Source organism: Thalassotalea profundi (genome assembly GCF_014653195.1).
GTDB lineage: Bacteria > Pseudomonadota > Gammaproteobacteria > Enterobacterales > Alteromonadaceae > Thalassotalea_B > Thalassotalea_B profundi.
Genome location: NZ_BNAH01000003.1, coordinates 270,523 through 293,804, shown reverse-complemented (window position 1 = coordinate 293,804; position 23,282 = coordinate 270,523). Strand labels below are relative to the sequence as shown.

At 35.9% G+C, this 23,282-nt stretch carries 14 protein-coding genes; 11 read left to right on the top strand and 3 right to left on the bottom strand.

The window, feature by feature from the left end; genetic code table 11:
• The first annotated feature begins 172 nt into the window (after nucleotides 1-172).
• From nhaC to IE155_RS05265, 10 genes are all read left to right on the top strand, one after another.
• A complete protein-coding gene (gene nhaC, locus IE155_RS05310; RefSeq protein ID WP_189377069.1) occupies nucleotides 173-1,627 on the top strand; it encodes a Na+/H+ antiporter NhaC in 1,455 nt (484 codons plus the stop codon).
• Between the two features lie 126 nt (nucleotides 1,628-1,753).
• On the top strand, nucleotides 1,754-4,315 hold the full coding sequence (gene pepN, locus IE155_RS05305; protein ID WP_189377068.1) for an aminopeptidase N: 2,562 nt from the start codon (nucleotides 1,754-1,756) through the stop codon (nucleotides 4,313-4,315).
• Nucleotides 4,316-4,327: 12 nt separating this feature from the next.
• Entirely contained in the window at nucleotides 4,328-4,546 is a 219-nt protein-coding gene (locus tag IE155_RS05300) for a DUF2835 domain-containing protein (RefSeq protein ID WP_189377066.1), read from the top strand.
• Nucleotides 4,547-4,871: 325 nt separating this feature from the next.
• The gene (locus tag IE155_RS05295; protein ID WP_189377064.1) at nucleotides 4,872-6,932 is read left to right on the top strand and encodes a DUF1302 domain-containing protein; all 2,061 of its coding nucleotides are present in this window, start codon (nucleotides 4,872-4,874) and stop codon (nucleotides 6,930-6,932) included.
• 11 nt (nucleotides 6,933-6,943) lie between these two features.
• Nucleotides 6,944-8,302: a DUF1329 domain-containing protein gene (locus IE155_RS05290; RefSeq protein WP_189377062.1), complete on the top strand. Its 1,359-nt coding sequence runs from the start codon at nucleotides 6,944-6,946 to the stop codon at nucleotides 8,300-8,302.
• Nucleotides 8,303-8,376: 74 nt separating this feature from the next.
• On the top strand, nucleotides 8,377-9,387 hold the full coding sequence (locus IE155_RS05285) for a WD40/YVTN/BNR-like repeat-containing protein (protein WP_229817049.1): 1,011 nt from the start codon (nucleotides 8,377-8,379) through the stop codon (nucleotides 9,385-9,387).
• The gene (locus tag IE155_RS05280) at nucleotides 9,388-11,724 is read left to right on the top strand and encodes an efflux RND transporter permease subunit (RefSeq protein WP_189377058.1); all 2,337 of its coding nucleotides are present in this window, start codon (nucleotides 9,388-9,390) and stop codon (nucleotides 11,722-11,724) included.
• Nucleotides 11,725-11,979: 255 nt separating this feature from the next.
• Nucleotides 11,980-16,821 (top strand): NAD-glutamate dehydrogenase, encoded by a 4,842-nt coding sequence (locus tag IE155_RS05275; protein ID WP_189377056.1) that lies wholly within the window; start codon nucleotides 11,980-11,982, stop codon nucleotides 16,819-16,821.
• A gap of 104 nt (nucleotides 16,822-16,925) precedes the next feature.
• Entirely contained in the window at nucleotides 16,926-17,936 is a 1,011-nt protein-coding gene (pyrD, locus tag IE155_RS05270) for a quinone-dependent dihydroorotate dehydrogenase (RefSeq protein ID WP_189377055.1), read from the top strand.
• 103 nt (nucleotides 17,937-18,039) lie between these two features.
• Nucleotides 18,040-18,507: a hypothetical protein gene (locus IE155_RS05265; protein WP_189377053.1), complete on the top strand. Its 468-nt coding sequence runs from the start codon at nucleotides 18,040-18,042 to the stop codon at nucleotides 18,505-18,507.
• 22 nt (nucleotides 18,508-18,529) lie between these two features.
• On the opposite strand, the gene IE155_RS05260 is transcribed toward IE155_RS05265, so the two are convergent.
• The 3 genes from IE155_RS05260 to asnB all read right to left on the bottom strand — a co-directional run bounded on the left by IE155_RS05260 (nucleotide 18,530) and on the right by asnB (nucleotide 21,625).
• On the bottom strand, nucleotides 18,530-18,910 hold the full coding sequence (locus IE155_RS05260; protein ID WP_189377052.1) for a SpoIIAA family protein: 381 nt from the start codon (nucleotides 18,908-18,910) through the stop codon (nucleotides 18,530-18,532).
• A 74-nt stretch (nucleotides 18,911-18,984) separates the two neighbouring features.
• Complete coding sequence (locus IE155_RS05255) at nucleotides 18,985-19,782, bottom strand: hypothetical protein (protein WP_189377051.1); 798 nt, start codon at nucleotides 19,780-19,782, stop codon at nucleotides 18,985-18,987.
• A gap of 178 nt (nucleotides 19,783-19,960) precedes the next feature.
• Complete coding sequence (gene asnB, locus IE155_RS05250; protein WP_189377050.1) at nucleotides 19,961-21,625, bottom strand: asparagine synthase B; 1,665 nt, start codon at nucleotides 21,623-21,625, stop codon at nucleotides 19,961-19,963.
• 380 nt (nucleotides 21,626-22,005) lie between these two features.
• On the opposite strand from asnB, the gene IE155_RS05245 reads away from it, so the two are divergent.
• Nucleotides 22,006-23,256, top strand: coding sequence for a PA0049 C-terminal domain-containing protein (locus tag IE155_RS05245; protein ID WP_229817046.1), 1,251 nt, complete (start codon nucleotides 22,006-22,008; stop codon nucleotides 23,254-23,256).
• Nucleotides 23,257-23,282: the final 26 nt, after the last annotated feature.

Sequence of the window (23,282 nt, the reverse complement as noted above, 5' to 3'; positions counted from 1 at the left end):
AAAAAGGATTTTATTTTCATTCATCTATAATGAATAAATACTTAAAAATTTAACTGTTCGGTAAATAAACAGTAGATAAAAAAGCTTGCAACCGCATGAAAGTCAAGGCATGTTATGAAACCTTTCACCCCATCTATAATAAAAATTAAACTGTTAAGGTAATACTTTTTGTATGTCAGAATTAAATCAAATTAAGCCGCCGAGCTTTATCGATTCATTTATTCCCGTAGTTGCTTTAGTCATTATGTTGGCTACCGGTGTAATATATTTTGGTGATAATTCTTCTTTTGGCCCGAACCAAATAGCATTATTAGTAGCAATGGGCATTGCTGTTATTATTGGACTGAAAAACGGTCATAAATGGGCATCAATCGAAAAAGCTATTGTCCATGGGATTTCTATTTCATTAGGGGCAATACTTATTCTTTTGGCTGTTGGTTCATTGATAGGGACGTGGTTACTTAGTGGTACAGTGCCAACTATGGTTTACTATGGATTAAAAATTATTGATCCTAGTTGGTTCTATGCAGCTACTTGTCTTGTTTGTGGTATCGTTGCTATGAGCATTGGTAGTTCATGGACTACGGCAGCAACAGTAGGTGTCGCATTTATTGGTATTGCTACAGGTTTTGAATTATCAACATCTGTTACCGCAGGCGCTGTTATTTCAGGTGCGTATTTTGGTGATAAGTTATCGCCGTTATCTGAAACCACAAATTTAGCCCCAGCTGTAGCTGGAAGTGAATTATTTGATCATATTCGATATATGTTATGGACAACTCTACCTTCAATAACAATTGCTCTTGTCTTATTTTTAATCATTGGATTTAGTCATTCAACGAATACACCTGTTAATACAGATAGTATTGATACGTTAATTAATACGCTTGAGTCTACCTATAAGATTAACCCACTTAATTTAATTCCATTAGCTATATTGTTAACACTGGCTTATAAAAAGGTGCCTGCTTTTCCGGCTGTCGCTATAGGAGCTATTATTGGTGGGATCTGGGCGCTTATTTTTCAACAAGAATTAATTTTAACAATGGCTGCTGAGGGCATTAGTGGTATTAAAGCCTATATCATGGTGGTGTGGTCTGCATTTTTTGACGGTGTTGTTGTTAAAACGGGCAATAGTGAAATTGATGAATTACTAAGCCGTGGCGGTATGTCTAGCATGTTAAATACTATCTGGTTAGTAATGTGTGCATTAAGTTTTGGTGCCGTACTTGAGCACTTGGGTATGCTGAAAAAATTTGTTGAATCTATATTATCAGCGGCTAAATCAACGGGTAGCTTAATTGCAAGTACCGTTGCTACTTGTATAGGGACTAATTTAATTACAGCTGATCAGTATATGGCAATAGTTATGCCTGGACGTATGTATAAAGAAGAATATGAGCGTAGAGGACTTCATCCAACAGTATTAAGTCGAACGTTAGAAGATTCGGGGACCATCACCTCTCCGTTAATACCATGGAATACTTGTGGTGCTTTTATGTTTGGTGCGTTAGCATTAACATCTTATGAATATATTTATTATTGCTTTTTCAACTTAATTAATCCGATCATTGCAATTATCTATGGCTATATTGGCTTTAAAATTAGAAAGATTGGTGATCAGTAATTCCAATTTTAATCATTAATCTCTCTATAAAAAGCCTGCAATAAGTTTTGAATAAAAATATTCATTTCGCCTTATTTCAGGTTTTTTCTTTTTTATTTTTGTAATCATGTTTGAAAGGAACATTTAATGACTGAATTTAATGCTCGCTACTTGAAAGATTATCTCCCAAGCGACTTTTCGATAAATACGATTGATCTGACTTTTGAATTAGATGACAACAAAACTAAAGTCACTAGCGTGATGTCGATTTCTAAGAATACATCCGAAGCAAATAAAATAATACTTAATGGTGAACAGCTTAAGTTAATTGCGGTTTATTATAATGATACCGCATTAAATGCCTCTGAATATCAGGTGGATGATGACAGTTTAAGTTTTTTAATAAAAGATAACGAATGTACGGTTAAAATTGTTACTGAAATTGACCCTGAAAATAATACGTCACTAGAGGGCTTATTCAAATCTGGCGGGGCATTTTGTACTCAATGTGAAGCAGAAGGTTTTAGAAGAATAACTTACTATCTAGATCGCCCAGATGTTATGGCAAAATTTACTACTAAGGTTATTGCTGATAAAAACCTCTACCCGTATTTATTATCAAATGGTAATAAAATTGATAGTGGCGATTTAAATAACAACCGCCACTTTGTTACTTGGGAAGACCCTTTTCTCAAACCCTGTTATCTATTTGCTTTAGTTGCTGGTGATTTTGATTTATTACAAGACAGTTATAAAACCACCTCAGGGCGTGATGTTCGTTTAGAAATTTTTGTTGATAAAGGTAATAAAACCAAAGCTCACCATGCGATGGCATCACTTAAGCATTCAATGCGCTGGGATGAAGACACTTTTGGTTTAGAGTATGATCTTGATATATATATGATTGTTGCTGTTGATTTTTTCAATATGGGAGCAATGGAAAATAAAGGCTTAAATGTTTTTAACAGTAAGTTCGTTTTAGCGGATAAAGAAACGGCCACAGACACTGATTACTTTAATGTCGAAGCTGTTATTGCTCATGAATACTTCCATAATTGGACTGGTAATAGAGTTACCTGTCGTGATTGGTTTCAACTAAGCCTTAAAGAAGGGTTAACTGTTTTCAGAGATCAACAATTTAGTGCCGATATGCATTCAGCTGCTGTGACGAGAATAAAAAATGTTCGAGTAATGCGCGCCCAGCAGTTTTCAGAAGACGCTGGACCAATGTCACACCCAATTCGTCCCGAAAAAGTTGTTGAAATGAATAATTTTTATACCCTAACCGTGTATGAAAAAGGTTCAGAAGTTATTCGTATGCTACATACATTACTTGGGAAAGATAAATTTAGACAAGGTCTTGATTTATATTTTCAGCGCTTTGATGGTCAAGCAGTAACTTGTGATGATTTTGTTACTGCTATGGCTGACGCTGCCAAGATCGATCTTATCTTATTTAAACGTTGGTATAGTCAGTCAGGTACTCCTATCGTAAAAGTAGAAGAGAGTTTTAATACTAATTCCGGTGAATACCAAATTAATCTTAGCCAATTGACTTTACCCACTAAAGATCAAGCAACAAAATATGCTTTGCATATCCCTATCGCAATCGAACTCATTAATAATGAGGGTACTCAAAGTCACTTATTAGAGCTGAAGAGTGATAATCAACAGTGGCGTTTTAGTGGTTTTCACGAAAAACCTACGTTAGGTTTTTTAGCTAATTTTTCAGCACCCGTTAAAGTTGACTTTGAACAAAGCAATAGCGACTTAGCAATTATTATGACAAGTGCAAAGGATAAGTTTTTACGCTGGGATGCTGGTCAGAAACTTTTTAGTAATACTATATCGCAAATTATCACAGATACGAATTATCAGATCCCCGCGGAGTTAATTGACATACTCGCCACACAGTTATGTGATAATAGTGATCCTGCATTAATTGCTGAACAGTTTACGTTACCGAATTTTCATGAACTAGTTGAACAATTTAAACCGATAAATCCAATCAAGTTGGTCGACGCATTAGATAAATTAAAGCTTTTTATTGCTAAGGGCTTAGAAAAGCAATTGTTAAGTATATATCAAGCACTCGCAGATAAACCTTATCTTAATAATGCTCAATCGATTGGAGATCGCGCATTAAAAAATATGTCATTATCCTATCTAGTTCTTTTACCCGAACATCACGACTTAGTTAAACGCCAGTATTTAACTTCAGATAATATGACAGATGCATTAGCCGCACTGCAAAGTTCTGCAACGCAGACAGTTGAATCGTTTGATGCCATGATGGCATCTTTTGAACAACGTTGGGAAAACACAACGTTAGTAATGGATAAATGGTTTAGTTTACAAGCTGCATATAAGGGTAGTAACATATTTGAACGTTTAAAAAACCTTACAGAGCACTCTTTGTTTAGTTTAAAGAACCCTAATCGTGCACGATCGTTAATAGGTGCCTTTGCACAAAATAATTCACGTTATTTTCATTGTGAAACGGGAAGAGGTTATCAATTCTTAGCCGATCAAATTTGTTCATTAAATGCTATTAACCCGCAAGTTGCTTCTCGATTAATTACCGCGTTAATACAATATCAAGACTTTGACGAATACAGACAAAATTTAATGAAATCTCAGTTAGAGCGAATTGCTATTTTGCCAAACTTGTCAAAAGATTTAAAAGAAAAGCTAGACGCAGCTCTATAGATAATTTGTATTATGAAGTACTATTTTTCTATAAATATGACTTCGGAAGAATTCTTCCCTTATTACCAAGGGAAGATTTTAGCTGTCGTCGTTACTACCGATATGGGTATCAAAGTACAATTTCCTGCTATGCACCTCAGAAAGTATTTAACTTCAACAGGTATAAAAGGGCGGTTTTGTCTGGAAACTGTAAATAATAAATTTATTTCCTTAACGAGAATCTTAAATTAGAGTTTATATTCCAAACAGTGGTCAGACCAATGGTTGTGTTAATTAAGAAGACTGTACCTTCAAAGTGTAGGGATATTTATCTTGCAAGCTATGCATAAATGTAGGTTGTGGCGTGGTTTTATGTCTTTGTTTCAAACGGGTGTTTAAAACGAGTTTATGAATTGTGCCATAGTTGGTTTTAATTGCTTTATAAACAAGGCACTCATCTGGTCAGATTAGTGCTTGCACCATAGGCCAAATGATGCAATTATTGCTTTATACCACTATAGTGGATAGTAAGAATTATAATATGATAAAAAACTGTTTCAGGTCTGGGGAGAACATAATGAGACAAAGTCCAATAACAAGATTTATCAAAAAGCCTTTAGCAGCAAGTATTGCAACTGCATTACTTATTTCATCAGTTGGACCAGCATCTGCAGCCAACTTTGAATTAGGCGATTTTGATATAAGCTTCAACTCTACATTTTCAATAGGGGCAAGTTGGCGTACCGAAAACAGAAATTGGGAAGATAATGTTGGTATCTCGAACAATATTAATAATGGTTTCAATTTTTCTCAATACCATCCCGCGCTAAATGCAAATCCAACAAGTGATGTTATTTGGCAAGGTCAGGGCAGTTATTCGAACAATGGTGATTTAGGTAACTTAAATTATGATGCTGGAGATTCTTTCTCTCGCTTATTTAAAGGTACGCATGAATTAGATATTCGTAAAGATAATATTGGCGTATTCCTTCGTGGTATGTATTTTTACGATTTCGAAATGATGGATAGTGATCGCCCTTGGAGCAATGCTATTTCGGGTGAAAAAGTAGATCCATGTAGAGATGATGACGCTAAAGATCAAGTATGTCGTGATATTCGTTTACTTGATGCGTATTTTTATGGTGACTTTGATATTGGAGAAATGCCTTTCTCTGTTCGTATCGGTCAGCAAGTTATTGGTTGGGGGGAAAGTCTTCTTATTTCTCACGGTATTAGTGAGATTAACCCGATTGACGTTGCGAGGCTAAAAGCACCAGGTGCTGAGCTTACCGAAGGCTTTATTCCTTTTGGTGCCGTTTGGGCTTCATTAGGTGTTTCAGAAAACTTTAACATTGAAATGTTTTACCAATATCAATGGGAAAAAACAATTTTGCCTGCACCAGGTAGTTATTTCTCTACTAATGATTTTGCTGGGGACGGCGGTCATTATAATAATATCCAACTTGGTTTTACAGGTAACCCAGATATTGATTTAGACACATTAATCGTTGGTATGAATCAAATTGGTGATATGATGCGCTCTGGTGACCCCGCCACTATGGGGGCTGCAAGTGCCATGTATATGGCTTATCCAACTAAGCTTACATTGAAGGCCCCAGGTGAATCTAATTCAATGGATCCTGAAGATGGTGGGCAATACGGTCTTCGCTTGTCTTGGTATTTACCAGAGTTTAACGAAACTGAAATTAGTCTCTACTATGTAAATTATCATAGTCGTCGTCCATTTTTCTCTGGTAAAACAGCTGATTTTTCCGCTGCAGCAATTGGCGCAGATTTAGCCTTTTTAGCGTCTAACAATATCACAGAAGATAATTATCAAAACTTAGGCACATTTTCTCAAGTAATATTGGCTTACCCTGAAGATATCAAAATGTCGGCATTTAGTTTTAATACAACTATTGCGGATTTTGCGGTATCGGGTGAAGTGAGCTACCGCCAAGATGAACCACTACAAATTGATGATGTTGAATTGTTATTTGCAGCTATGCCTCAGCAATTAGCACACCCTGATTCAGTGAATTATCGACCAGACCTTAATGGCATTTCTCAAATGGACATTTTTGCTCCAGGTGAAACTGCACAAGGTTATATTTTAAGTGATACAGTACAAGCTCAGATGGCATTTACAAGATTTTGGGGCCCTTCATTAGGTGCTGGCCAATTTACTACGGTGTTAGAAGTAGGTGGTATTAATATTAACGATATGCCAGATCAAGATGTTTTACGCTTAAATGGTCCTGGTACGGCAAGGAATGGCGGAATTGAAGGCCTAGAAGGCTTAGAAGTTGCGCTTCAAGGTGGTAGAGAAACCAATCCATTCCCTGATGAATTTGCATGGGGTTATAGAGTGGTTGCCAAGCTAGATTACTCTAATGTGATCTCAGGGGTTAATATGTCCCCAAAACTTATTTTCTCTCACGACGTGAGTGGTATTACACCTGATCCTATTTTCTTATTTGTTGAAGATCGTAAATCACTTTCTGCAGGGGTTACTTTTGATTACCAAAGTCAATGGTCAGCAGATATTACCTATAATAGTTTTTGGGGTGGTGTAGGTACTACAAACCAAATAGAAGATCGTGATTACATCTCATTCAATATAAAATATTCTTTATAAGGGCAGAATCAATGAAAAAAATTACATTATTATCATTTGCAATGTCTTTAGCATTCTCTGGCGCTTCTGTGGCTAAAGTTGATGCCGAGCAAGCAAAAAAGTTATCAAATGAACTTACCCCTATGGGGGCTGTTAGGGCTGGAAATTCTGATGGTTCTATTCCTGAATGGACTGGCGGTATTCAAACAGCACCTAAAGGATATACCGTTGGACAGCATCATATAGATCCGTATCCTGATGATAAAATTAAGTATACTATTACTTCTGCTAATGTTTCAGAATATGAAAAATTGTTAACACCTGGGCAGATTGCATTATTTAAAACGTATCCTGATACCTACAAGATGAACGTATATCAGTCTCGTCGTTCAGCGTCATTTCCAGAGCATGTTTATCAAGCAACTTTAGATAATGCTACGCGTTCAGAATTGATAGAAGAAGGTAATGGTATTACTCAAGCTGCTGTTGGTATTCCTTTTCCTATTCCAGCGAATGGTTTAGAAGCAATTTGGAATCATATTTTACGTTATCGTGGAGAGGCTATAGTTCGTCAAGGTGGACAAGTAACACCTACAGCTTCAGGTAGCTATACTTATGTTGGGTTTGATGATCAGCTAATGTTGCCTTATGGAATTAAAGGTGCTTCACCCGCTGAATTAGAAAAAACAAACATTCTATTTAAATTTAAACAGAAAGTTACAGAGCCTTCTAAATTAGTGGGTACAGCGTTATTGGTACATGAAACTATGGACCAAATTAAAACGCCTCGCCAAGCTTGGATTTATAACAAAGGTATTCGCAGAGCACAAAAAGCACCTACTGTAGCTTATGATGCACCTGGTACTGCAGCTGATGGCTTAAGAACTACTGATGATTTTGATATGTTTAATGGTGCGCCTAATCGATATAATTGGACACTAAAGGGTAAACAAGAGTTATTAATTCCATACAATGACTATCGCTTACACAGTGATAAGCTTAAGTATGATGATGTAATTCGTCCAGGACATATTAATCCTGAACATGTACGATATGAAAGACACCGTGTTTGGGTAGTTGAAGCTAACTTAAAAGATAATACACGTCATATATACAAAAAACGCGTATTCTTTATTGATGAAGATAGCTGGCAAGTTGCTGTAACTGACATTTATGATGAACGTAATGAATTATATCGCGTTGGTGTAGCACATGGATTAAACTATTATGAAGTGCCGACTCAGTGGTCAACGTTAGAAGTTTTCCATGATTTACAATCTAAACGTTATATTGCAATGGGTTTAGATAATGAAGCAAATATGTATGATTTTTCAGCTAAATTGAAAGATGTAGATTTTACTTCAAGAGCATTACAACGAGACAATCGTTAGTTAGTATATTTCATTTGAAATGGCTGACTATTGTCAGCCTTTTTTTATGTGCAGGTATTAGGATCAAGCAGTTGATGATAAAAATTTTCTTACTGGTCGTTTCGATCATTATTTCACAAGGTAGCTACGCAGCTCCATTGTCTACCGAGGCAATTATTTCCCCTTTGGCTAAAGATTCTCTTTTGCTTGATATTGAAAATGTAAATGAACAATTCTTAATAGCTGTCGGTGTACGTGGTCATATACTGCGCTCAACTGATGGCGAGAATTGGCAGCAAATGCCTTCGCCAACACAAACTACGTTAACGTCAGTTACTTTTGTTAATGGCAGACATGGTTGGGCCGTAGGACACGATGCGATAATTTTACATTCGCAAGATGCCGGTCTTACTTGGCAAATACAACATGAGAACCCTCAATTAGAAGTACCATTTTTACATGTACACTTTAAAGATGAAAAGTCAGGGGTAGCTGTTGGATCTTATGGTTTATTTTATCGAACTATTGATGGTGGAAAAACGTGGCAGCAAGAATTTCACTTATCACTATTGATAGAGGAAGACATAGAATATCTTGATGAGTTAAAACGTGAAGATGAGGCTGCGTATTTATCAGAACGCTCAAGAATATTGCCTCACTTTAACCGTTTCTATCAAGATGGACGTACAGCGTATTTAGTTGGAGAGTTAGGTTTAATTGCAAAGAGCAATAATTTTGGTGAAAACTGGGAAAGAATGGAAGATGTATATCACGGCTCATTTTATGATATTAACCGAACACAGAAAGGAAACTTACTCACCGTAGGGCTTAGAGGCAATGTATTTAGAAGTATTTCTAACGGTAATAACTGGGAGAATACACCGATTGAAACAACAGCATTACTAAATAATATAGTGTTGTATCAGGGAGATGTTGTATTTTTGTTAGGTAATAATGGAGTATTACTTAAAAGTGTTGATGATGGTTTAACCTTTACCTTAGACACGCAAGCAGATGGAAAAGCATTATTAGCGGGTGTAATTTTTAAAGAAAAATTGATTGTTGCATCTGAAGTTGGCATTAAAGTGATACAGGTTACCCCATAAATGAGACCAATAGAAAACGTTATTAATCGACTAGAGTTAACAATTTTCAGGCACCGAGTGTTTGTTATTATTTTATTTTTATTGATGTCTGTTTTTTTAGGGTATCAAGCTACGCAAATTAAACTTGATGCTGCTTTTACCAAAAATATACCGTTGAATCACGAGTATATGCAAACATATTTAAAGCATAGAGCTGATTTTGGTGGCGCAAATAATGTATTAATTTCGGTTTGTAATCAAGAAGGTGATATTTTTAATGAAAACTTTTTTACTTCGTTAAAAGGGGTTCATGATAAATTATTTTTTATTCCAGGTGTTGAACGTACTCAGGTAAATTCACTTTTTTCTCCTAGCACTCGTTTCATAGAGGTTGTGGAAGATGGTTTTGCTGGCGGTCCAGTAGTACCTGCAGATTTTGTAGCTGATGAAGCTGGTTTAGCCATAGTTAAAGGAAATATTGAAAAGGCAGGTGTCGTTGGCCGGATAGTGGCCGATAATTATAGCTGCGCAATGGTTAAAGCTGTGTTGATGGAAAATGATCCTGAAACAGGTGAAAAGCTTGATGTTATTGAGATTGCATCAAAACTTGAAAATGATATTAGACAAGAATACGAGAAAGACGGCATAACTGTTCATATCATCGGCTTTAGTAAAATGGTTGGCGATGTAGCTAATGGTGCTAAAGGTGTGGTCACTTTCTTTTTAATTGCGATAGCTATCACTACGGTAATGGTTTATTTATTTTCCAAATCAATCGCGTTAACTATATTACCTATTGCTTGCTCATTAATTGCTGTTATATGGCAATTAGGATTACTTTCAACGATGGGTTTCGGTTTAGATCCTATGTCGATATTAGTACCTTTCTTAGTCTTTGCTATTGGCGTGAGTCATGGGGTGCAAATGATCAATAGTATAGGTAAAAAAGTTGCTTTAGGGTTAAAAAGTAAACAAGCTGCTGAATATGCATTTAGAGTCTTAGCTATACCGGGAGGTATAGCATTGTTGTCTGATACTGTTGGCTTTATCACTTTATTATCAATTGATATTGGTATTATTAGAGAACTCGCTATTGCGGCTTCGCTCGGTGTCGGTATTATTATATTGACAAATCTAATATTATTACCTGTATTAGTTTCTTTCATTAATATCAAGGCAGAAAAGGTTAAAACGCCATCTAAAGCTCAAGCTGCTTATCAAACTAATCAAGAACCAGCTTTATGGCGCTTTATGCAATCGTTCAGTGAGCGTAATGTAGCGGCTGTTGTGTTAGTTGTTGCAGCAATACTTTTTGGCTTAGGTTTTCATTATTCAAAACAATTAAAAATAGGTGAATTACATGCAGGTGCTCCATCTTTGCATGAACACTCACGATATAATCAAGATACTTTTTTAATTACCGATAGATACGCGATTAGTGTTGACTATATGTCAGTAATCGTAGAAACCACAGCGAATGCTTGCACTAATCCAGACGTGTTAAAAACAATGGATAGTTTTCAATGGAAAATGGAAAATATTGCAGGTGTTCAATCTGCAGTTAGCTTACCTTCAGTAATGAAAATTATTAATTCAGGTTATTACGAGGGTAACTTGAAGTGGCGCATTATTTCGCCTAATCAATATGCATTGGCTCAAGCACTTTCTAATATCCCAAGTTCAACCGGTTTATTAAATAATGATTGTAGTGTTATGCCTGTGATTTTATTTTTACAGGACCATAAAGCTGAAACGATTAATAGAGTGGTTGATGCGGCTAAAATAGCTATAGCTGAGCTAAATAATGATTTGGTAACCTTCAAATTAGCTTCTGGCCCTATAGGCGTAATGGCTGCAACCAATGAAGCCGTTGAACAAGCCCAAACGCCAATGATGATATACGTTTATGGTGCTGTTATTATTCTATGTTGGTTAAGTTTTAAGAGCATAAAAGCTGTTGTGTCAGTTGTTGTCCCATTATTTATTGTATCAACCTTAGCACAATGGTTGATGACAGTGCTTGATATTGGTCTAACGGTATCAACATTACCTGTTATTGCGCTGGGTGTTGGTATTGGGGTTGATTATGGTATTTATATCTTATCTACAATGACGCAAAGGCTAAGTGCTGGTGATAATGTTCAGCAAGCTTATTTAGCTGCACTAAAAGAACGTGGCATAGCTGTTCTTATTACAGGTGTAACTTTAGCTATTGGTGTTTCTACGTGGTTTTTCTCTGATTTGAAATTCCAAGTTGATATGGGAATACTTTTAACCTTCATGTTTTTAGTTAATATGCTTGCTGCGGTAACTATTTTGCCTGCAATTGCTGCATTTTTATGGAAAAAACAAAAATAAAAGAAAATAATTTCATGGTTAATTAATGCATAAATAAACAAGAAAATGGCCGTTTGGTCATTTTCTATTTATAAGAAGTGAATAAACACGTGTTTATTTAGATAAATGCCTTATTTTTAAAGCCTTGAACAAAAAATAATCCTCGCAAAAGCCTAAAATTCTTAATAAGATCCCATTTGTAGTCTATTATTTTAGACACTATAAAAATTATACAACAAAATTATTTTAAGTGTTTTATCCAAAAAGGAAAAAGGCATGGCATTAGTAGATGGGTTACCCTCGGTGATATTGTCTAATGTATCACAACTGATAGAGCAAAAAGTACCTACAAAAACAGCTCCATTAGTAAAACAATTTGCAGAATTACTTTATAGAAATATATCAACACTCGACTTAGCACATAGAAATGACAGTGACATGTATGGTGCGACATTAAGTCTATGGAAAGAATTGAATGATCATCAGGTGAATACGCCGGTGATCAAAGTCTTTAACCCTATGGTGTCAAAAAATGGCTGGAAATCTAGTCATACTATTATTGAAATCATCATAGGGGATATGCCTTTTTTAGTTGATTCAATTCGTATTGCTCTTAACCGCTTAAATCTTTCACCGCACTTAATGTTGAATAGCCCAATAAAATTGGTACGCGACAATAAAGGGGCTATATCGCAACTAGCGCCAGCAGCAGATAAAAAGTTTAAAGCAACATCAACTGAAACTGTGTTCTTTATCGAGATCGATCGTCAAAGTGAACAAACGGCACTTGATGAGATAAAAGAAGAACTTGAATCGGTCTTGGGTGACATTTCAATCACTGTTAATGACTGGGAAGCGATGAAAAATCGTTTAGAAGAAGTTATTACTGACAGAACAAAAGCCAAATTACCTTGTGATAAACAAGAAAAAGATGATGGGTTAGAGTTTTTAAAATGGATGTTAAATAACAACTTTACCTTACTTGGTTATCGCTCGTATGATATTAAAACCTTAAAAGGTGATATGGCATTAACATCAAATAATGACACTAGTTTAGGGTTAATGAAGCTATCTTCAGGCACATCAGAGCGTTTAATCTCTAGCTTAACTGAATCAGCCCGCCAGCTAGCACTAGGTGAAAACCTACTTATTTTAACCAAAACCAATTCACGTTCACGCGTACATCGTCCTGTACATCTTGATTATATTGGTGTTAAGCGTTTTGATAGTAAAGGAAAGGTTACTGGAGAAGATCGTTTTGTTGGTTTATTTGGTTCTACATATTACACCAACAGCGCTCTAGATTTACCTCTAATTAATTCAAAAGTATTTGCCGTTTGTGAACTATCAGGATTTGCCGCGGGGACACATGCTTATAAAACACTGATTAATATATTAGAGACTTATCCTCGCGATGAAATCTTGCAAACAAGTATCCAAGACTTATTAAAAAATGTTATGGGTATTTATCAAATGCAAGAGCGTGACTATTCGGGCTTATTTATTCGTCGTGATGTTTTTGATCGTTTTTATTCATGTATGGTTTATGTACCAAGAGAGCGTTATAACACGCTATTACGTATAAAAACACAAGCGTTATTGCAAGAAGCTTTTGGTAGTGATGAACCTGTTGAGTTTACCACTTACTTCTCGGAATCAGCGCAAGCAAGAACCCATTATATTGTTCGTGTTAAAACAACAAAAGCAGATATCAACGTGAAAGAAATTGAAAAAAATCTAAATGAAGCCGCACGTAGCTGGGATGATAAACTCGCTTCTGCATTGAACTCTCACAAAGGTGAGGAAGTTGGTAAAGCGCTTAGTCGCAAATATATCGGTTTCCCACAATCATATAAAGATGAGGTTTTACCTGGATCTGCAATTGTTGATATTGAAAAATTTGAATTATTATCAAAAGACAATAATTTGGAAATGCTTTTCTATCAGCCTCAGGAAGAAGAAGCGGGTAGCCGTTTTGTTAAATTAAAGCTTTTCCACTTAGGTGAACCATTACATCTATCAGATGTTCTTCCAATGTTAGAAAATTTCGGATTGCGTGTTATTGGGGAAAGTCCTTTCGCTATCCGTACATCTGAAGGTGAAACCTACTGGATTTTAGACTTTTCTATGCTTTTAACGGGTAAAGAAGAGTTTAACTTAGAAAAAGTTCAAAGCTTATTTCAAGATGCGTTTGCAAAAGTATGGCAAGGTGAACTTGAAGATGATGGCTTTAACCGCTTAATTCTTGGTGCCGAAGTAGGTGGACGCGAAGTGTCTATCATAAGAGCTTTTGCAAAGTATGAGCGCCAGATTGGTGGTACATTTAGTCAAAGCTATATTGAAGATACCTTTGCAAATTATCCAAGTATTGCACAGCTGTTAATTAAATTGTTTTATGCGCGTTTCGATCCTAGTCGTAAAACGAATAATAAGTTAATACAGAAATTCTTAGATGATATTGAAGCATCATTAGACAAAGTGGCAAACCTTGATGATGATCGAATTATCCGCCGCTTTGCTGAAATGATAAAAGCCACTATTCGTACTAATTATTTCCAACCGTATCCTGATAATACATATAAGTCGTATATTTCATTTAAAATTACGCCAAGAAAAATTTCGGATATGCCTAAACCTATACCGGCGTATGAAATATTTGTTTATTCTCCTCAAGTTGAAGGTGTACATCTGCGAGGAGGTAAAGTAGCCCGTGGTGGTTTACGTTGGTCTGATCGTCGAGAAGATTTCCGAACTGAAGTACTTGGTTTAGTAAAAGCACAACAAGTTAAAAATACCGTAATTGTGCCTGTTGGTGCTAAAGGTGGTTTTGTATGTAAACAGCTACCTAAAGGTGATAGAAATGAGATATTTGAAGCGGGCAAAGAGTGTTACCGTACCTTTATACGAGCATTATTAGATATTACTGATAATATTGTTAATGGTGAAGTAGTTCCTCCTGCTAATGTAGTTCGTCATGACGAGGATGATCCTTATCTTGTTGTTGCCGCGGATAAAGGTACTGCAACTTTCTCTGACATTGCCAATAGTATATCTGATGAATATAACTTCTGGATGGGTGATGCTTTTGCTTCAGGTGGTAGTGTTGGTTACGACCATAAAGGTATGGGAATAACAGCTAGAGGTGCGTGGGAATCTGTTAAACGTCATTTCCGTGAAATGGACATTGACTGTCAAACTACTGATTTCACCTGTATCGGAATAGGTGACATGGCAGGTGATGTATTTGGTAATGGTATGTTGCTATCTAAGCATATCTGCTTACAAGCGGCTTTCAATCATCTTCATATTTTTATTGACCCTACACCAAACTCGGCTAAAACCTATAAAGAACGCGAACGTTTATTTAATTTACCTGGTTGTTCTTGGGAAGATTTTGACTTGTCATTAGTGTCAGAAGGTGGTGGTTTATTCAGTCGTTCAGCGAAGTCTATTGAATTAACACCGCAAATTAAAAAAATGCTAGATACTAAGAAGCAAAGTATGTCGCCGAATGAATTAATTCAATCATTATTGAAAATGAAGGTAGATTTAATTTGGAATGGTGGTATCGGTACTTATGTGAAAGGGGCTAAAGAGTCACATTTAGATGTAGGCGATAGAGCTAACGACAGTCTACGTATTAACGGTTCAGAATTACAGGCTAAAATTGTTGGTGAAGGTGGGAACTTAGGTTTCACTCAACTCGGTCGAATAGAATATGCTGCTAAAGGCGGTCGTATTAATGCTGATTTTGTTGACAACGCTGGCGGTGTAGATTGTTCTGATAACGAAGTAAATATTAAAATATTGTTAAATGGTTTAGTGCAAAATGGTGATTTAACCGTTAAACAACGTAATAAAATATTATACGACATGACCGATGAAGTGGGTGATATCGTTATCGAAGATTGCTATCGACAAACACACTCTATATCAATTACTGCTTTACGTGGTGTTAGCCAACTTAAAGAGCAAACACGCTTTATCAATGAAATTGAGCGTTCTGGTAAACTTGACCGCGCGCTTGAATTTATACCTAATGATGAAGAAATTGCTGAGCGCTTAGCGCAAGGAAAGGGGCTCACTCGACCTGAAATCTCTACTTTGCTCGCTTATTGTAAAATGGTATTAAAAGAAGATTTAGTTTGTCCTGAAATTACAGACAATCCCTATCATAACCAATTGCTAATAGAAGCATTTCCTGAACAATTGCAGAAAAAGTTCAGTACAGAGATGCAAAATCATCCATTACGTGCCGAAATTATTGCAACAAAGCTTGCTAATAAAATTGGTAACGATATGGGCTTTAACTTTGTTAATCGTATGCATGAAGAAACAGGTGCTTCTGTACATGAGATCGCTAATTGCTATTCTATGGCAAGTGCAGTATTCGAAATGTCGGATATTTGGCAAAGAATAAGTGATTTAGATAATAAAATATCGACAATGGTACAGACTGAAATGCTATTTCAGTTACGACGTACTGTAAGAAGAGCTACACGTTGGTTCTTACGCCATCGTAATAAATCACTGGATATTGCACAATCAATTGATTTTTATAGTAAAACATTCAAAGACTTAACTAAGAACTTATCTAAATATATGATTGAAGAGGAATCTGCTCAAATATTACGAGTTGAAGATGACTTAGTAAATGCCGGCGCACCTAAAATGGTTGCTAAACGTATTTCTCAATTAAGTAGCTTATTCTCAGTAATGGATATTGCAGAGTTAGCTGAAGAAGATGGTCGTAGTGTTGGTTTAGTTGCAGATGTGTACTTTAAACTAGGGGCGAAACTTGATTTACATTGGTTCTTAGATCAAATCACTAAGCAACCAGTGTCTAATCATTGGCAAGCTCTTGCTCGTGCTTCATTTAGAGAAGAACTGGATTGGCAACAACGCTCTATGTCTTCAGTAATTTTACGCTGTGACTCAAAAAGTAAAGACGTTAATGCCATGCTAGAAAACTGGTTTGATACGAATGCTCAGCACCTTGAGCGTTGGAAACATATTTTAGATGACTTTAGAATTGGTCAAACACATGAATTTGCGAAATTTTCAGTCGCATTACGTGAATTAATGTTGTTAAGTTTAAACTGCGATCCAACAAAATAAATGATAGAATCCCCACATAAACGTGGGGATTTTTTTGTCTAAAATTTACCTAATTAAAAATTAAATGTTATACCAATATATGTGTTTGGTATTATTGAGGTGTTATGCTTTATTCTGCTATTCGTAAAATTCTTTTCAAACTTGATCCTGAAATAAGTCATGAATTAACGATTAAAAGCCTCAAAAAAACAGGCGCTACACCATTAAACCTTGCATACAAGCAGGACGTGGTTGGAAAACCAGTACAAGTTATGGGCATTCATTTTCCAAATGCTTGTGGTTTAGCGGCTGGGCTAGATAAAAATGGCGAATGCATACGTGCCTTTGAAGCTATGGGCTTCGGCTTTATTGAAGTGGGAACTGTAACACCCAGACCTCAACCAGGTAATGAAAAACCTCGTATATTTAGGCTAACGCAGGCAAATGCTATTATTAACCGAATGGGATTTAATAATAAAGGGGTAGATTATCTTGTAGAGCAAGTACGCAAAGCAAAATATCGTGGAGTACTTGGCATTAATATTGGAAAAAACAAAGATACCCCCGATACTAAAGCAAAAGATGATTACCTATACTGTATGCGTAAAGTCTATAATTTTGCTAGTTATATTACAGTTAATATTTCTTCACCTAATACTCCAGGCTTACGTTCATTACAGTACGGTGAAGCGCTCAATGAATTACTATCTTCGCTTAAAGCAGAACAACTTTCATTAGCTGAACAATATGATAAATACGTTCCTATTACTGTGAAAATAGCCCCTGACTTAACTGCTGAAGAAGTAGACTCTATCGCTCAATGTTTAATTGCCAATGACATTGACGGTGTTATTGCTACTAATACCACTCTTTCACGCGAGGGCGTAGAAGGGCTTGAGCATGGTGACGAGCAAGGTGGTTTAAGTGGCGAACCGGTTAAAGAGAAAAGTACGGTAGTGATTAAGTTATTAGCTAATGCACTTGAAGGGAAGTTGCCTATTATTGGTGTCGGTGGTATCGCTAGTGCGAAAGATGCCCAAGAAAAAATAGATGCGGGCGCGTCTTTAGTTCAGGTATATTCTGGCTTTATTTATAAAGGACCTGAATTGATAAAGGAAGTTGTTTCGGCTATATAATAAGGCGTAATTTTTTACTGTTGCATTGACTGTTAATTGAACAAGGGGTAATCTGTGAGCTGGGTAAAAATTATCCAGTTTTATTTTAATAAGGATTGCTTTAATGAAATATATAATATTCCTATTAAGTACCTTACTGTTTACCACTTATTCTTATGCTGAAAATAAGGCTTGTGTTGATGGTAAAATGTCAATCAACGAATGGATTAATCTAGACGGTACATATTCTGACTATAATACGCCAGCAGTAATATCCAATGGAAATATCTGTTTTATTAAACCCCTTACCGGAGAAAATGTACAGTCATCGTATGAGATTATTTCGTTTATAACATCTCAGCTAACAAAAAATAATCAACGTTCTATTCCTGCTAGTCAGTTACCTAGTTTTTTATCATCTATAACTGATAAATATAATGTTTACCTTGTACATCCATGCCGGATGTTACTAAAACCAACATCAGAGTGTGAAAACTCTGACGAAGTGATTCTAGGTTTTGTCACAAAAAGCCAAAATAACCCTTTGGAAAGCTCTTTTGCTGTTATAAGTACAGATCAATTTATTGAATAGTAAAGTTCTTCGAGCCACTAGACTATGATTTTAGCCAATTAGCGGCATCGGTGAGTTCTTCAAAAAATTTTATTTCTCCCGATATAAACCAAGCGCCCACTTTGGCTAAAGTTTTTTGCCATGATTTGTTGCCATATATTGCAATTTTATTGAATTCATTATTATGTTTTAGCCCTAGTTTAAAGTCGTCCCAAGCGGCTCTTAACTCCCAACCTTCTAGCTCAGTACCGTCAATTAATACGTTAACTTTAGGCTCTTTAACCGAGGCTAATGCTGAATCAATTAAAGGAGTGATTACTTCATAATCAGCATGGGTTAAGGTACCTATAGCTTTTAATGATAAGAAAAATTCACTGTCTATGCGTTCTATACCAATAGATAGACCATGTTTCATACTATTCATATTTGCTCCTTAGTTAGTCCCTAAATTTCTCCACTAGCTTAAATGTAACAATACTAGCATTCACATGCTAACTATTAGTTAATTTGGCTAGGTGCTAATGGCTTATTCGCTTGTAATTTTAATTGTGCTTCGAGTTGCTCAATGCGTTCGAGTAAAATTTGTAACGAAGTATCAACCTGATTAACCGATGTTGCTACTTCCATTTGTTGTTTTTCGCGAGTATTTGCTGTTTGGCTAAGCGTATTAACTTGTTTAGAAAGTGCGGCAACTTCATCTTTAAGTTTCGATGATGAAGCTATTTGTTCAGAAATCGCATTGAGACTAAAGTCAGTGGCTGTTTGTTTTTCCTTAATTTCACTGACAATGCTAGCATTATTTTTCAAATTTTGGCTATTGCTATCGACATTTTTATTTAAAGCGATTGATTGTGAACGAAGTTCTTTTATTTCGCTTTGATTTCTACGCCAAGCACTTGCCCAAAGTTTATCCATTTCTAGCCAAAGTTCATTAGACTTTTCAGTTAATGCTTCTAGTTTTATTTTGAGTGCGACGGTTGATTCACCAATTTCTTCACCAGTTGCAGATAATTGCTGTTCTAGTTGAACTATACGTTGCTCAGCGTCAGCTTGTAGATCTTTTAGTTTAATATTCTCTAGGTAAAACCAATAACTTGCGCCAGCTAAAGCAATATATACTAATGCTAATGCAAACTTATTCGCTAATGATGAACTGTTCTTTATAGCAACGCCCGTATTAACTGGAGTCGAAGTAGGGGAGTTAATCTTTCGCGTATGAGGATGATTAGGTTGCGATGGTGCTTGATCTACATCTGCTGTGAAACTTGAAATTTCGGGTTCAATTCTATTAGTCAAAATACTTTCCTATACAACGATACAAATAAATAGCATCGTTAACTTTAAATCAATTTTGCTTTGGTTTTAACTAAAAATTATAAATAATTTAAAATAAAAAACCGAGAATAGATTTCTATTCTCGGCTTCAATATTTTCTATCGTGAAACTTGAAGAAAATGTTATTTACATTGAGTTATTAATAGCTATCGTTATGCACATTTTGCACTGCACGACCAGAAGGATCTGCCATGTTGGTAAAACTTTCGTCCCAAGCTAATGCTTCTTGAGTACTACATGCAACCGATTTTCCACCAATGACACAATCAGCGGCTGTCGCTAATGGATACTTTTCTTCAAATATACAACGATAAAAGTATCCTTCTTTACTATCAGGAGTATTCACTGGAAATTTAAATGCGGCATTTTCAAGTTGTTGATCCGTAACTTGGCTTTCCACATACGCTTTTAAGCCATCAATCCAAGAGTAACCTACACCGTCTGAAAACTGTTCTTTTTGACGCCATAAAATGTCTTTAGGTAAATAGCCTTCGAATGATTCACGTAAAATAGCTTTCTCCATTTTACCATTGCCACACATTTTATCTTGTGGATTGATGCGCATTGCCACATCCATGAAGTTTTTATCTAAAAAGGGAACTCGGGCTTCGATACCCCATGCAGACATAGACTTGTTGGCTCGTAAACAGTCAAACTTATGCAAACGGTCTAATTTACGTAACAATTCTTCATGAAATTCTTGTGCATTAGGGGCTTTATGAAAATATAAATAACCACCAAATATTTCATCAGCACCTTCACCAGAAAGTACCATTTTAATGCCCATCGCTTTAATTTTACGGGCCATTAAATACATAGGTGTTGATGCACGAATAGTGGTTACATCATAGGTTTCTAAATGATAAATAACCTCTTTAAGGGCATCGATACCTTCTTGCTCGGTAAAAATAACACTGTGATGTATTGTGCCAATACTATCCGCCACTGTTTGTGCTGCAACTAAGTCAGGAGAGCCAGCCAAACCACAAGCGAAAGAGTGAACTTTAGGCCACCAAGCTTCAGCTAAGTCGTTATCTTCTATACGACGTGAAGCAAACTTTTGTGTAATAGCTGATATTAACGAAGAATCTAGACCACCTGAAAGTAAAACGCCATAAGGTACATCAGTCATTAAATGGCTTTTTACCGAGTCTTCTAGGGCTTCGCGTAATTTAGTTTTATTAGTGTGGTTATCTTTAATTGCTGAAAACTTTTGCCAGTTACGTTGGTAGTATTTTTTAAGTTCACCTACGCGGCTATCAAGAATATGCCCGGGAGGGAATTCTGTAACTGTTTTACATACCGGCATTAAAGCTTTCATTTCTGAGGCTACGTAGAAGTTACCTTCATCGTCATACCCGGTGTATAAGGGAATAATACCGATATGGTCACGAGCAATTAAATAACTATTGTCAGTTTCATTGTATAAACAAAAAGCAAACATGCCTTGTAATTTATCAACAAAATCGACTCCGTACTCTTCATACAAAGGTAAAATTACTTCGCAATCAGAACCCGTTTGAAATTCATAATCTACATTTAGGTTACTAGCCAATGTTTTATGGTTGTATATCTCACCATTCACAGCAAGTACATGTGTTTTAGCTTTATTATAAAGAGGTTGGGCGCCATGTTCAGTATCAACAATAGATAAACGTTCATGCACTAAAATAGCATGTTCATTGTTGTATATACCTGACCAATCAGGACCACGGTGACGTAATAAGCGAGAACATTCTAGTGCTTTTGGGCGTAAAGCTTCAGCACCTGTTTTTATATCTAAAATTCCAAAAATCGAACACATTGAAGCGCTACTCCATTTTGTTATTGGTTAGTGAATCAGGATCACCAACAGGGTTACAGTTTGTATTTTTACAAATATCGCATTTGTTATTTCGGCGAGAGGGTTTGATGACTTTCACTAAAACTACAGGTAAGCATGATTATAAGTTTCGAATGCTTACATTTGTTAATGTGCCATTATTTTGAGAAAAATCAACAACTATTTCGACTTTCATTAGTTAAATTAGCTATAAGCTAACCTATCAAGACTAATGGGGACGATTTGTTGATTCTTAAATGGTTAACTTTTGCTCTTGCAAGGCAAAATAGGGGGTAGCTCTTGTGTTAAACATTACAATCTAATAAGTTAATCATACCACCATTTAACTGATTCATTATTTTATGCCGATCACTTTACAATTAACTCAAAAAGTTAACTTTGGACTTTTAAGTACAATTTTAGCAAAAAAAACAAATCAATTTTATAAAGAAGTATTATTAATTCAAATATTATTATTGCTATGTTTATTACTGATTTCTCCTTTTTCTAATGCCAGAGACCTAACTCAAATTACAGTAGAAGAATTACGAATAAGCAAGGCTCAAAAAGCAATGCCTGAAGTGTTTGATAAATTAAACAATCGTTATCAGCAATTTAAACAACAAATAACTTCTGCTCGAAATTATACTGCGTTAACACAGTTAATAATTCGTCACGGTCATGGCTTATGGCAAGATGCCGTCGTAGATTTTTCTCAACAAGCACAAATGGATGATCGCTCACTCTATTGGACTCGTTTACAAATGTTATCAGCTTTGCGTAAATCACAATTATTTGGTGATTTATTACCTATGCAGCAACAAAGCTTGGTATGGAAGTTTGAATTAATGTCGCGAGGACAACAAGATATAAAATTCGATAAAGGTGCCGCTAAGAAAATTTTAATTACCGGCTTTGATCCATTCTTTTTAGATAAAAATATTGATCAAAGTAACCCTTCAGGTATTACCGCACTGGCTTTTGATGATTTAACGATTAGCCTAGATGGAGTAACCGCTGAAGTTGAAAGTGTCATTTTTCCTGTTAGGTTTGCTGATTTTGATCAAGGCATTGTTGAAACATTATTACAACCTTATATGAAAAAAGTCGATATGATTGTCACCATTAGCATGGGACGAGAAAATTTCGATTTAGAGCGTTATCCCGCTCGACGCCGAAGTGCAAATGCACCCGATAATTTAAATATTTATACAGGGGCAACCGCTTCAAATCCACTTATACCATTATACAAAGGTTTACCTATTGAAGGTGCGGAGTTTGTAGAATTTAGCTTACCTGTTAACGCTATGAAGAAGGCACAAGGTCCATTCAAAGTAAATGATAACCGGAAAGTCAGCACGTTAAGTGGTAATGTTAATTTGGCTCAAAGTCTAGATGAGCTTAAGTCAGAAACTTCAGTAACAGGCTCTGGGGGAGGTTACTTATCTAATGAAGTATCGTATCGTAGTATTTTATTACGTGATAGCTATAACCCGCTGTTGCCAGTAGGCCATATTCATACACCGCGTATTAAGGCTTTTGCTCCCGAGGTATCAGAAAAAATAACATTACAGATAAAACAAATGCTAACGTTGGCTATAGCTGAAATTTAATTGGTATCTGTTTATAAATCGACATT